Genomic DNA, 12,227 nt, shown 5'->3' with positions numbered 1-12,227 from the left:
CGATTCTTTCAGTCAATAAAACGTCTGTAACAATAAGTAAAACAGCGCATGCTGCACGGCAAAACATAGTGCTTCTTTCAAGAAGCCCGGGTCCGGTAACAGGAGTGGTGAATGGGTCAGGCAAGTAGTCAGGTGGCGGATGCCGAGCATTCGGCGGCGAAGCCGATTGGCATGCTGGTGGCGGCAGTCGGGGTGGTTTATGGCGATATCGGCACGAGCCCGCTGTACACCCTCAAAGAAGTGTTTTCCGGTGGCTATGGCGTACCCGTCAACCATGATGGCGTGCTGGGCATTCTGGCATTGATCTTCTGGTCGCTGATCTGGGTCGTCTCGGTCAAATACATGATGTTCGTGCTGCGTGCCGACAACCAGGGCGAGGGCGGCATCATGGCCTTGACCGCGCTGGCTCGGCGGGCAGCGGCGGGGCATGCGAAGTTGCGTACCTTGCTGGTGGTCTGCGGGCTGATCGGCGCGGCGCTGTTCTATGGCGACAGCATGATCACCCCGGCGATTTCCGTTCTCTCGGCGATTGAAGGCCTGGGGCTGGCATTCGAGGGCATCGACCATTGGGTGGTGCCGCTGTCGCTGGTCGTGCTGGTGGTGCTGTTTCTGATTCAACGTCACGGTACGGCGCGGATCGGCATTCTGTTCGGGCCGATCATGGTCACCTGGTTTCTGGTGCTCGGCGCATTAGGCGTCTATGGCATCAGTCAGCACCCGGAAGTGTTGCAGGCGATGAATCCGGTGTGGGGCGTACGTTTCTTCATGGTTCACCCAGGCATGGGGGTCACGATTCTTGGCGCCGTGGTGCTGGCATTGACCGGCGCCGAGGCGTTGTACGCCGACATGGGCCACTTCGGTCGCAAGCCGATCGCTCGGGCCTGGTTCATCCTTGTGCTGCCTGCGCTTGTACTGAACTACTTCGGGCAGGGTGCGTTACTGCTCGGTGATCCGGAAGCCGCCCGTAACCCGTTCTATCTGCTGGCGCCAAGCTGGGCGTTGATCCCGTTGGTGGGATTGTCGACGATGGCCACGGTGATTGCCTCGCAAGCGGTCATCTCCGGTGCATTCTCCCTGACCCGTCAGGCAATTCAGCTTGGCTACATTCCGCGTATGCACATCCAGCACACGTCCAGTGCCGAGCAAGGCCAGATCTACATCGGCGCGGTGAACTGGTCGTTGATGGTGGGTGTGATTCTGTTGGTGCTGGGCTTCGAGTCCTCCGGCGCGTTGGCTTCAGCCTACGGCGTGGCGGTGACTGGCACGATGCTGATGACCACTATCCTGGTGTCGGCGGTGATGTTGCTGTTGTGGAAGTGGTCACCGATCCTCGCGGTTCCGGTGTTGCTGGGTTTCCTGTTGGTGGACGGTCTGTACTTCGCCGCCAACGTGCCAAAAATCATTCAGGGCGGTGCGTTCCCGGTGATCGCCGGTATCGCGTTGTTCGTGTTGATGACCACCTGGAAGCGCGGCAAGCAACTGCTGGTGGAGCGAATGGACGAAGGCGGGTTGCCGCTGCCGATCTTCATCAGCAGCATCCGTGTGCAACCGCCGCATCGGGTCCAGGGCACGGCGGTGTTCCTTACCGCTCGCCCGGATGCCGTGCCGCACGCGCTGCTGCACAACCTGCTGCATAACCAGGTGCTGCACGAGCAAGTGGTGCTGCTGACGGTGGTGTACGAAGACATCCCGCGCGTCCCGCCACAACGACGTTTCGATGTCGATTCCTACGGCGAAGGCTTCTTCCGGGTGATCCTGCACTTCGGCTTCACCGATGAGCCGGACGTGCCTGAGGCCTTGAAACTGTGCCATCTGGATGACCTGGATTTCAGTCCGATGCGCACCACCTACTTCCTCAGTCGCGAGACGGTCATCGCCTCCAAGCTCGAAGGCATGGCCCGCTGGCGCGAGGCGTTGTTCGCCTTCATGTTGAAGAATGCCAATGGTAATTTGCGGTTCTTCAATTTGCCGCTGAACCGGGTGATTGAGTTGGGTACTCAGGTAGAGATGTAAGCCATATGAAAAAGCCCACGTTGCCATGAAGGTAGCGGGGGCTTTTTTGTGTCCGGTGACTTGAGTCCACTGACAATCCCTTGTGGGAGCGAGCAGGCTCGCTCCCACAAGGGATCTGCGGTGTTGGCGCCTTTACTTGTTTTCAGGCAGCTCTTCTTCAGATTCAGTCTTTGTCCGGACAGGTCGTGGTGTCAGCACCTTCACCACATCATCAATCACAGCCTTGGACATAGCCGTCAGATAATGCGCGGCCCAGGCGTGGCGGTCGGTGTTTTTTGCGTAGGCTGCATCCTCGGTAAATGATTTGGCGAGGAACAGCAGATCGGACGCTTGTGACAATGCATCAACGATGGGGACACCGGCGCGGACGTTGAACAACGCCTGATCCGAGCAGTAGATGAGCGGGGTGAGGCCGATGGTTTTTAGTTCTGATTGATTGTTCATGGTCAACTTCCTTGATTTAAGAAGCTGCCGCATCCGATACCAAGCGAATGGGTGGCAGCTGAGCGCAGGTTGGTAAACCGGGGAATCAAGGAAACCGGCACGCTCGAAAGCGTCCCACGCACAGCTGCCATAACACAGGATCGCAGGCCAAAAAACGCCTGCAATCGTGTCGGGTGCGCCGTTGCGCCTTATTCCACCGGGTTACCAAGCCCGATCGCTGAATGGTCAGCGACGTCCGGAGAGTATCCCGTCGAAGAAAAACGCAACAAGGCGGCAAAGTGCCCAAACGCACCCAATTGGCAAGATTAGGAGTTTGCCTACAAGGTCTGCGGGCGTCATCCGATATTGCGAGATCTTTTAGTAAACGAAACTAAACATGCCCAGTGAGCTTGAAAAACGCAGCTTGGTAAATTCGCGTTTTTTGCAGCTTGCTGTATGTCGAGTTCGACGCAATGCTCTGCGTGGAGCTGTGTGTTCAAATTTGCATGATTGTTAGAGAGAGATAGGTATGACGGCATCATTAGAGCGTGCTGACCAAGCGATATCGATGCCTGCAATGGTCAGGGGCTTCAGTGCGAGACTCGAGGAGATCTCCAGCCGTGCCACCGAGCGCCTGGTCATTTTCAAAGATAATCGGCCAGCAGCGGTCATTATCAATGTCGATGTGTATCAGGAAATGCTCGACGAGCTTAAGGATCTTCGCGTTGAAGCAGCAGCTGGGGAGCGATTGATCTGTTTTGATCAGGCCAGGGCAGTTAGTCACGACGATATGCGGGCGCGGTACGCCAGGAAAGCCTAAGAGCTCGCGGGCGGTAGACGCATCCGCACAGGCGATACGCAGATCCTGTGGGAGCGGGCTTGCTCGCGAAGACGGACTCACATTCAACATGGATATCGACTGACAGTCCGCTTTCGCGAGCAAGCCCGCTCCCACAGGGGATCTGCGGTGTTTGGTTAAATTGCACTCATATGAAAAAAGCCCCCGCGACCATAAGGCTGCGGGGGCTTTTTTGTGAGCGCGGCTCAGCTCACTCTTGAGCCGCCGTCTCCTTCGCTTGACGCTTCTCGATGGCATCGACCAACCGTTGGGCCAGGGCCGGGTAGTTCTCGTCGAAGTGATGGCCGCCAGGCAGTTTCATCGCTTCGCCCACGGCGGTCTTGTCAGTGCAGCCGCTCTCGTCGACTTCTTCCTCACCGTAGATGCACACCACTTTTGCCGGCGGCAGCTTGGCCATTTCCGGGCCGGTGGCGGCTTCTTTGCCGGCGTTGCCGAGCCAGCCTTCGACTTCGATTTCGAAGCTGCCGGTGCGGGCGAAGGCCAGCAGGATGATTGCATCGACGCGCTGCTGTTCGGCTTCTGGCAGACGGTTATAAATGGCGGGCAGTACGTCGGCACCGAACGAGTAACCAGTCAGGATGAAGCGCTTGGTGCCCCATTTCTGCCGGTAGTGCTGCATCAGTTCGGTCAGGTCCAGAGCGCTTTGTTCCGGGCTCTTGTGCTGCCAGTAGTAGCGTAGGGTGTCGATGCCGACCACCGGGTAGCCGATCTTCGCCATCTCGCCCGCTACGTCGCGGTCCAAGTCGCGCCAGCCGCCGTCGCCGGAAAGGAACAGGGTGACGGTGTCCTTGGCTTGGCCGGCCGGCACTTCGACCACCGGAATCTGCAGGCCACCGGCGGCTTTATCGCCGCCGACGAGGATTTTGCGCAGTTCGTTGTTCAGCACTTGCGGCAAGTTTATGTCGTAGTCGCTGATGCTGGTTTCGGCGTTGGGCTGGTCACGCACGAAGCCTGCGCTGGTGTCGTCCGGGTTGTCGTTCCAGGCCACCAGCCAGTGGCCGTGAGCGGCGGTTTTCGGCAGCAGGTGAGTGCAGCCACCGGGCTTTTCCAGGGCCAGGTCAACCGAAATGGCCTGGGCCTTGTCGTTCTTCTGCTCCGACAACCAGCGCCAGGCCAGTACGGCGCCAGGGCCGATGCCGCTGACCAGAGTGGCCGGGCCTTTCAGTTCGCGCAGACCCGCTTGCAGGGCGCGGCTTTGCAGCAGGCAGTCCTTGGGCAGGATCACCTGGACGATTTGCGCCGAGGCGCTGCGGCTCAGGGTGGTCAATTGCTTGTCATTGAGTTTCTGGTCTTCATTGACCGCCACCAGCACCTGAGCCTTTGGCGTGGTGCCAGGGATGACGCGGGTCATCGCGGCGCCATCGGCCGGCGTCAGCCGTTCGAGGGTCGGTTCTGGTGCCGGGCGTTTCAGGTACCAGTAACCGCCACCGACCATCAGGGCCAGCACTACCAGTGTGGCCAGTACGTACCGCAGGGAGCGTTGAATCATCAGCGTTTCACCAATCCAGTCAAGCCGCCCGCAATCAGGGCGGCAGTGTCGGCCAGGGCAACCAGCGGATCGAGTCCGGCGGGCACGGCCATATAACGGGGTTCCCAGTCGGGCTGGAACTTGTCTTTGAAGCGGCGCAAACCTTGGAAGTTGTACAGCTGCTCACCACGGCGGAATACCATCGAGCCCAGGCGCTGGGTCAGTGGTGCGCCGCGCCGGGGTTGCAACCCCGACAACGGCACCATGCCCAGGCTGAAGCGCGCGTATCCATGATTTTTATAATGTTGAATCAGGCCGACCATCATGAACTCCATGGTCAGCTTGGGGGCGTCGGGGTGCGCGCGCATCAGGTCGAGGCTGGCCAGTTCATGGCCGTAGGTCTCGAGCAGGTTGGCGAACGCCACCGGGCGCCCTTCGAATCGAATCACTGCAATACGGAAGTGCTTGAGGTAGTCATCACTGAAACGCCCGAGCGAGAAACCTTTCTCGCGCACGTTCTTGCCAGTCAGCCAAGCGTCGGAAATCACCTTGAGCTCATCCATCGGCGCTTGCCCTGGCTCATGGATTTCCAGCGACAGGCCATCACGGGTGCCGCGGTTCCAGGTGTAGCGCAGGTCCTTCATCTCTTTGCCCTTGGCTTCGAGATCAAAGCGGTGCAGGTCGACCCGGGCTTCTTCGCCGAGCTTGATCGCGGTCAGGCCGATGTCCATGTAGTACGGCAGGTTCTCGGCGCGCACTTGATAGAACACGGGGCGGGCGTGGTGAATATCGCAGAGGTCGCGGAATTGCCAGATCATTTCCGCCCGTTGCTGGCTCGGGCCGATCGGGTCATACAAGGCCACCAGGCTGCGCCCACGGCGGGCGTACATCAGGAACGCCTCGTCGTTGGGGTGAAACAGCAGCGCCTTGTCACCGGTCAGGGCCAGGCCGCCATCCGGTTGGGACGAGGCCATGAGAATCTTTACCGCGCGCTCCAGTTCGTCGGAGGTTGGCAGGTGGATCACCGGGCGCGCGGTGCGCAGCAGCCAGGTCAGGGACACCACCACCAGCAGGATCGCGGCGCCGAGCAGCGAGCGCAGGCCACGCGGGGCATCGGCATCGAGGGTGAACTGCCACCAGAGTTGATGGCTGTAGGGTACGTCCTGATAGGCGAACAGCAGTAGCCAGATCGATGCGCCGAGTACGCAGAGGCTGGCCACCAGGTACAGCGGCGAAAACGGCACTTCGGTCAGGCGACTGGGGCGATAGAACGAACGCCGGAAAACCCCCAGCAAACTCGCCGTCAGCGTCATCAGGCAAGCCTCTTCCCAGTCGAAGCCTTTAAGCAGAGAGAGCAGGGCGCCGACCAACAACAAAATGGTGGTCAGCATCCACGCGGCCGACAGGCGGCGACGCAGCCCCTGCGCGAGCAGCAAGCAGAGCACGCCCACCAGGCTGGCGCCGAAGTGTGAGGCGTCGACCAAACGATGCGGAATCAGAAAACCGATGTGTTCAAGGCGGGTATCGATCTCTGGCGTCACGCCGGAAAACAGCAGCACCACGCCCGACAGGAACACTAGCACCGCCAGAACCGGCGCGGCCATGCCAGAGGCGGCACGTAGCGACTGGCTTGTCTGAAACAGGCGCTGGCCTTCGTTGATCAGCAGGAGTACGCAAGCCACCAACAGCGGCAACACCACGTAGATCAGGCGGTAGAGCAAAAGGGCAGCAGCCAGTGGCGCGGCACCGAGCTTGTCGGCGAAGGCAGCGAGCAAAATCGCTTCGAATACACCGACACCGCCCGGCACATGGCTGAGCACGCCAGCGGCCAAGGCCAATAGATAGACCAGCAGGAACGCGCCAAAGGGCGGCGCTTCCGGCAGCAACAGATAGAGCACTGTCGCGGCGGCGGCCACGTCCAGGGCGGTGATGACCAGTTGCAGGAACGTCAGGCGGCGACCCGGCAGACGCAAGGTGCGGCGACCGGCCTTGACCAGCAGGTTGTCGGGGTAAGGCTGTTCCGGCAAGCGACGGCGATAGATACCGATGGCCAGTACCGTAGAGAGCAGCAGCATGGCCACTGCAATCGCACCCAGCAATGTTTCGGAGAAACCCAGGGCAGCGGAGGCTGCGGGCAGATTGCTGAGGGTGGCGAGGGCGGCCAGGGGCGGGAGGGCGCAGCCGAGCGAGAGGCTGGCAAACAAGGTCATGTGCGCGACTTCTGAAGCCCCCACACCATGACGTGCATATAAACGGTAGCGAACTGAGCCTCCCGATAACAGCGAAAGGCCGATGGCATTGCCAATGGCAAATGCGGTGAAGCCGCCCAATGCCAATATTCGCGGCGCCAGCATCACGCCGGCATAACGGCTGGCCGACCATTCGTAACCCAGCAGAATGATGAAGCCGATGACGGTCGCGCCGAGCGCACCCAACATGGCCGGTTTCGGCACCTCCAGAATCGAGTCGTGCAGCGCGTACAGATCGAGTTCGCTCAGCAGGTGACGACAGGCAATCAGCGCAATGGCGAACAACAGCAAAGTGACCGCCAGACCGATGGGTTGACGATATTTGCTGATTCGATCCAGCAAGCGCAGACGCTCGGCTTTGATCGGTTGTGTCGCTGTGACGGTGTCTTGTGAATCAGACGAGTTGGCGCGCATCAATCACCTCTTGGATTGTGCGCGACAGGATGGAGGTATCCAGCCAAGTTACCAATCCCTGCTGAAAAAAATAATTACAAATATTAACGCGTCTCACCGGATGTGGGCGATGGTGCGTCATCAGTCGTAGAAGGTTTCATTTGCGGTTCAGTCTGCTCTGAACTCACAGTCTGGCGATCCCGAGCGGCACAGTGACAGGTCATTGTTGCGAAAGGACTTTTTCAACAGATACAAAAAAGGCCACTCTTTCGAGTAGCCTTTTTTGATGTTTGGTTGCGGGAGCCGGATTTGAACCGACGACCTTCGGGTTATGAGCCCGACGAGCTACCAGACTGCTCCATCCCGCGTCTGTGTGGCGGCATTCTACAGGCGAACGCCGGAGTGTCAACCGTTAATCCAAGTATGGCTCAAATAAGTTTAAAACGACGGCGAATGGTCGCAGGGGAGACCTAAGTTTCGGAATCGGAACGATTTCTTGTTTCTGTGCCATAAGGCATGGATCGCTGATTTTTTATAAAACAGGCGCGCACAAAAAAGGCCACTCTTTCGAGTAGCCTTTTTTGATGTTTGGTTGCGGGAGCCGGATTTGAACCGACGACCTTCGGGTTATGAGCCCGACGAGCTACCAGACTGCTCCATCCCGCGTCTGTGTGTCGGCATTCTACAGAGGATCGCAGGGCTGTCAACCTTCAATCTCGGTAAAACCTGTTCTTGTTCAAGTGCTTAGGTGAAAAAAGCAATGGCTGATCGCTCTGAAACGCAGGCAGGGCAAGGCTTGTGGCTCTATCGAGAGGGTTCTTTCGATTGAGAAAATAAATTCATCCGGAGCTTTTCCTACAAAGGAAAAAGAACATTCAGACTACTGGTGCTATATACAGGTGTCAGTGAGATACTGCCGGTACGACTCACCAATCCTTCATTTCTTTGCCATGAACACCGCTTTTATATGACGCAGCGAAAAATCATCCACGTCGATTGTGACTGCTTTTACGCCGCCATCGAGATGCGTGACGATCCGCGCCTGGCCGGTAAGCCATTGGCGGTGGGTGGCTCGGCGGATCGGCGTGGGGTGATTGCCACCTGTAACTATGAAGCGCGGGCTTATGGCGTACGCTCGGCCATGTCTTCCGGGCATGCCTTGAAACTCTGTCCGGACCTGACCATCGTCAAGCCGCGCATGGAGGCCTATCGAGAAGCGTCGAAGGAAATTCATACGATCTTTCGCGATTACACCGACCTGATCGAGCCGCTTTCCCTGGATGAAGCCTACCTTGACGTATCGGACAGCGCGCATTTTGGTGGCAGCGCCACGCGAATCGCCCAGGACATTCGCCGTCGTGTCTCCAATCAGTTGCACATCACCGTGTCGGCGGGCGTGGCGCCGAACAAGTTTCTCGCCAAGATCGCCAGCGACTGGAAGAAGCCTAACGGCCTGTTCGTGATCACGCCGGATCAGGTGGAAGACTTCGTCAGTGGTTTGCCGGTAAGCAAGCTGCACGGGGTTGGCAAAGTGACCGCCGATAAGCTGGGCAAACTCGGCATTGTCGATTGCTCGCATTTGCGCGAATGGGACAAGTTGGCGCTAGTGCGTGAATTCGGCAGCTTCGGCGAGCGACTCTGGAGCCTGGCCCGTGGGATCGATGAGCGATTGGTGCATAACGACAGTCGCCGGCAGTCGATCAGCGTCGAAAACACTTACGATGTGGATCTGCCGGATCTGGTGAGTTGTCTGGATAAATTGCCCGAGTTGCTGGAGTCCCTGAATGGCCGCATGGCACGCATCGACAGCAGCTATCGCCCGGGTAAGCCGTTCGTCAAAGTGAAATTTCATGATTTTACCCAGACGACTTTAGAGCAGGCAGGGGCAGGGCGGGATCTGGGGAGTTATCAGTTGCTGCTGACCCAGGCCTTTAACCGTGGCGGGAAACCGGTGCGGTTGTTGGGGATTGGGGTGAGGCTGGAGGATTTGCGAGGCGGGTTTGAGCAGATGGAGTTGTTTGAGCGGTAGTTCAGCGTTGAATGTTCGGGCCTCTTCGCGGGCAAGCCTCGCTCCTACAGGGAACATGCCATACCTGTAGGAGCGAGGCTTGCCCGCGAAGCTTTTGACTTTAATTCGGTCCCGGATCCGCCACCAATCGCCCGGCATCCTTGGTCAGTGACTTGAGGAATTCGGTCTGCAACTCGGGATCATTGCGGGTCAGTTCGATCAGGCTCTGTTCCAGCTCGCTGGCTTCTTCTTCCAGACCGAGTTCCGACAGACGTTTGACCCGGTGTACCCACTGGCTCACTTCATCGTCTTCGAGGTCGTCGTAAATCAGCCCATGCGCTTCGAGCAGCTTGCCGCGCAAGTTGTTGCTGATCGCCAGGGACGAGTCAGTGTGCACATCGTCCTTGTTGTCCTCGACACTGATCTGCAGCTTGCCCAGATGATTGAGGTCATGTTCGGCGAACGGGCTGTCCAGCAGATTCAGGCGCAACACGCCGTTACGGTCGGTGCTCAGCTCGAACGTGTTCTTGCCGGCCTTGACCTGCACTGGACGCTCGCTCCACGGCAGGCTCGAGTATTCCGTGCGCTTGTCGCGCTGAACTTCGTCGATGCCCGCCAGGTTCTGTTGCGCCCGGCCATGGGACGGCACGTTCATCAACGGGTTGAGCCCGGAGAAACCATAGCTGAGCCAGTCCTTCGTCACGCTGTCCGGCAGATTGCCGAGGGCGAACACGTTGACCACGTTCGCAGCGACACCGGCCACCACCGCCACCGCGCCCAGCGGGATTTCGTAGACCTCCCTCCAGGGTTGGTAAGGCGTGTAGCGATCGTAGCGACGCGTGACTTCGAACTCGGTGACTTCGAAGGTCTTCTGCTCGTGGATTTTCACCCGACGTTGCGGCAGCTCAAGCACCTTGGGCTCGCCGACATCGATCTGCAGGCTGTGATCGAGCAATTTGCGCTCGACCCGCTCCTCGTGCTCACTGCGTTGTGACATCTGATTGGCACAGCCGCTGACCAGCAGGGTGCCGCACAGGGCGGCACCACCGAGGCCTAAGGTGTTTCGCTTGAACATGATGTCTCTATCTGGTGTCAGCGGCGGATACGGGCCTGGAGGAAAGACAGCACGTCAGCGACCGGCAGCGCTTGCGCCTCGGCCTCGGTGCGGCTCTTGTATTCCAGATTGCCGTCGGCGAGGCCGCGGTCACTGACCACGATCCGGTGTGGAATGCCGATCAGCTCCATGTCCGCGAACTTGATGCCCGGGCTGGTTTTCTTGTCGCGGTCGTCCAGCAGCACTTCGAAGCCGGCGGCAGTCAGTTCTGCGTAGAGCTTATCGGTGGCTTCGCGAACCTGTTCGGTTTCGTAGCGCAGCGGTACCAGAGCAATCTGGAACGGGGCCAGAGCGTCGCTCCAGATAATTCCGTTTTCATCGTTGCCCTGCTCGATGGCGGCAGCCACTACGCGGGACACGCCAATGCCATAGCAGCCCATTTCCAGGGTGACTGGCTTGCCGTTCTCGCCCAACACTTCGCACTTCATCGCTTTGCTGTACTTGTTGCCCAGCTGGAAGATGTGCCCGACTTCGATGCCGCGCTTGATTTCCAGGGTACCTTTGCCGTCAGGGCTCGGATCACCGGCCACGACATTGCGCAGGTCGGCAACGGTCGGAACCGGCAGATCACGCTCCCAGTTCACGCCGAAGTAGTGCTTGTCGTCGATGTTGGCACCGATACCGAAGTCGCTCATCAGCTCGACGGAACGGTCGATGATGATCGGCAGTGGCAGGTTCAACGGGCCAAGAGAACCGGCGCCGGCGCCAATGGCGTCGCGCAGTTCAGCTTCGGAAGCCATGACCAGCGGGCTGGCAACGCCAGGCTGGTTGGCGGCCTTGATTTCGTTCAGCTCGTGGTCGCCACGGATGATCAGGGCAATCAGTTTGCCTTGCTCTTCAGCGTGCACCACCAGGGTCTTGATGGTCTTTTCGATCGGCAGATTGAAGCCTTCGACCAGTTGCGCAATGGTCTTGGCGTTCGGCGTGTCGACCAGACGCAACTCTTCGGCAGGCGCGGCACGAGAGGTTTCGCGCGGTACGGCTTCGGCCTTCTCGATGTTCGCCGCATAGTCGGAACCGTTGCTGAAGACGATGTCGTCTTCGCCGGATTCGGCCAGCACGTGGAATTCGTGGGAGCCGGCACCACCGATCGAGCCGTTGTCGGCTTCAACCGGACGGAATTTCAGGCCCAGGCGAGTGAACACGTTGCAGTACGCCTGGTGCATGCGGTCGTAGGTGATCTGCAGCGAAGGCTGATCAGCGTGGAACGAATAGGCGTCCTTCATGATGAATTCGCGGCCGCGCATCAAACCGAAGCGTGGGCGGATTTCGTCACGGAATTTGGTCTGGATCTGATACAGGTTGATCGGCAGCTGTTTGTAGCTGCTCAACTCGTTACGCATCAGGTCGGTGATGACTTCTTCGTGAGTCGGGCCGGCACAGAAATCGCGACCATGGCGATCCTTGAAGCGCAGCAATTCAGGGCCGTATTCTTCCCAGCGACCGGATTCCTGCCACAGCTCAGCCGGTTGCGTGCTCGGCATCAACACTTCGAGAGAGCCGGCGGCGTTCATTTCTTCACGCACGATGGCTTCAACCTTGCGCATCACTCGCAAGCCCATGGGCAGCCAGGTGTACAGGCCCGAGGCGAGTTTGCGGATCATGCCGGCGCGCAGCATCAGCTGATGGCTGATGACGACCGCGTCGGAAGGCGTTTCTTTCTGTGTGGCGAGCAAAAATTGACTGGTGCGCATGGTTGG

8 protein-coding genes and 2 tRNA genes are annotated in these 12,227 nt (G+C 59.0%); 3 read left to right on the top strand and 7 right to left on the bottom strand.

The window, feature by feature from the left end; translation table 11 throughout:
- The first annotated feature begins 111 nt into the window (after positions 1 to 111).
- Entirely contained in the window at positions 112 to 2,013 is a 1,902-nt protein-coding gene (locus CKW20_RS17880) for a potassium transporter Kup (protein ID WP_095054123.1), read from the top strand.
- A gap of 132 nt (positions 2,014 to 2,145) precedes the next feature.
- Here CKW20_RS17880 and CKW20_RS17875 read toward each other — a convergent pair whose 3' ends face one another.
- The gene (locus CKW20_RS17875; protein WP_095054122.1) at positions 2,146 to 2,457 is read right to left on the bottom strand and encodes a DUF3077 domain-containing protein; all 312 of its coding nucleotides are present in this window, start codon (positions 2,455 to 2,457) and stop codon (positions 2,146 to 2,148) included.
- A gap of 508 nt (positions 2,458 to 2,965) precedes the next feature.
- Here CKW20_RS17875 and CKW20_RS17870 point away from each other — a divergent pair.
- On the top strand, positions 2,966 to 3,256 hold the full coding sequence (locus tag CKW20_RS17870) for a Phd-YefM (RefSeq protein WP_095054121.1): 291 nt from the start codon (positions 2,966 to 2,968) through the stop codon (positions 3,254 to 3,256).
- A gap of 229 nt (positions 3,257 to 3,485) precedes the next feature.
- Here the strand turns inward: CKW20_RS17870 and CKW20_RS17865 are convergent, their stop codons facing one another.
- The 4 genes from CKW20_RS17865 to CKW20_RS17850 form a co-directional block, all read right to left on the bottom strand.
- Positions 3,486 to 4,784 (bottom strand): virulence factor family protein, encoded by a 1,299-nt coding sequence (locus CKW20_RS17865; RefSeq protein ID WP_095054120.1) that lies wholly within the window; start codon positions 4,782 to 4,784, stop codon positions 3,486 to 3,488.
- Positions 4,784 to 7,426, bottom strand: a complete 2,643-nt coding sequence (gene mprF, locus CKW20_RS17860; protein WP_095054119.1) for a bifunctional lysylphosphatidylglycerol flippase/synthetase MprF — start codon at positions 7,424 to 7,426, stop codon at positions 4,784 to 4,786. The genes CKW20_RS17865 and mprF overlap by 1 nt, the downstream gene beginning before the upstream one ends.
- Before the next feature lie 270 nt (positions 7,427 to 7,696).
- A tRNA-Met gene (locus tag CKW20_RS17855) sits at positions 7,697 to 7,773 on the bottom strand.
- Between the two features lie 221 nt (positions 7,774 to 7,994).
- Positions 7,995 to 8,071 (bottom strand) — tRNA-Met (locus CKW20_RS17850).
- A gap of 301 nt (positions 8,072 to 8,372) precedes the next feature.
- On the opposite strand from CKW20_RS17850, the gene dinB reads away from it, so the two are divergent.
- On the top strand, positions 8,373 to 9,434 hold the full coding sequence (gene dinB / locus CKW20_RS17845; protein WP_095054118.1) for a DNA polymerase IV: 1,062 nt from the start codon (positions 8,373 to 8,375) through the stop codon (positions 9,432 to 9,434).
- A 100-nt stretch (positions 9,435 to 9,534) separates the two neighbouring features.
- Here the strand turns inward: dinB and CKW20_RS17840 are convergent, their stop codons facing one another.
- Together CKW20_RS17840 and CKW20_RS17835 are read right to left on the bottom strand one after the other, a co-directional pair.
- Positions 9,535 to 10,488: a hypothetical protein gene (locus CKW20_RS17840; RefSeq protein ID WP_095054117.1), complete on the bottom strand. Its 954-nt coding sequence runs from the start codon at positions 10,486 to 10,488 to the stop codon at positions 9,535 to 9,537.
- A gap of 17 nt (positions 10,489 to 10,505) precedes the next feature.
- Positions 10,506 to 12,221 carry a proline--tRNA ligase gene (locus tag CKW20_RS17835; protein ID WP_095054116.1) on the bottom strand — a complete coding sequence of 572 codons (1,716 nt, stop codon included), beginning with the start codon at positions 12,219 to 12,221 and terminating at the stop codon, positions 10,506 to 10,508.
- Positions 12,222 to 12,227: the final 6 nt, after the last annotated feature.

This window comes from Pseudomonas sp. Irchel s3b2 (assembly GCF_900187445.1).
GTDB lineage: Bacteria > Pseudomonadota > Gammaproteobacteria > Pseudomonadales > Pseudomonadaceae > Aquipseudomonas.
This window is presented reverse-complemented; position numbering and strand designations above follow the sequence as displayed.

Bases quoted from the DNA above. Each gene is read 5' to 3' on its own strand.
- CKW20_RS17865 (WP_095054120.1), bottom strand. From the start codon at position 4,784: ATGATTCAACGCTCCCTGCGGTACGTACTGGCCACACTGGTAGTGCTG.
- CKW20_RS17880 (WP_095054123.1), top strand. From the start codon at position 112: ATGGGTCAGGCAAGTAGTCAGGTGGCGGATGCCGAGCATTCGGCGGCG.
- CKW20_RS17840 (WP_095054117.1), bottom strand. From the start codon at position 10,488: ATGTTCAAGCGAAACACCTTAGGCCTCGGTGGTGCCGCCCTGTGCGGC.
- CKW20_RS17835 (WP_095054116.1), bottom strand. From the start codon at position 12,221: ATGCGCACCAGTCAATTTTTGCTCGCCACACAGAAAGAAACGCCTTCC.
- CKW20_RS17875 (WP_095054122.1), bottom strand. From the start codon at position 2,457: ATGAACAATCAATCAGAACTAAAAACCATCGGCCTCACCCCGCTCATC.
- mprF (WP_095054119.1), bottom strand. From the start codon at position 7,426: ATGCGCGCCAACTCGTCTGATTCACAAGACACCGTCACAGCGACACAA.
- CKW20_RS17870 (WP_095054121.1), top strand. From the start codon at position 2,966: ATGACGGCATCATTAGAGCGTGCTGACCAAGCGATATCGATGCCTGCA.
- dinB (WP_095054118.1), top strand. From the start codon at position 8,373: ATGACGCAGCGAAAAATCATCCACGTCGATTGTGACTGCTTTTACGCC.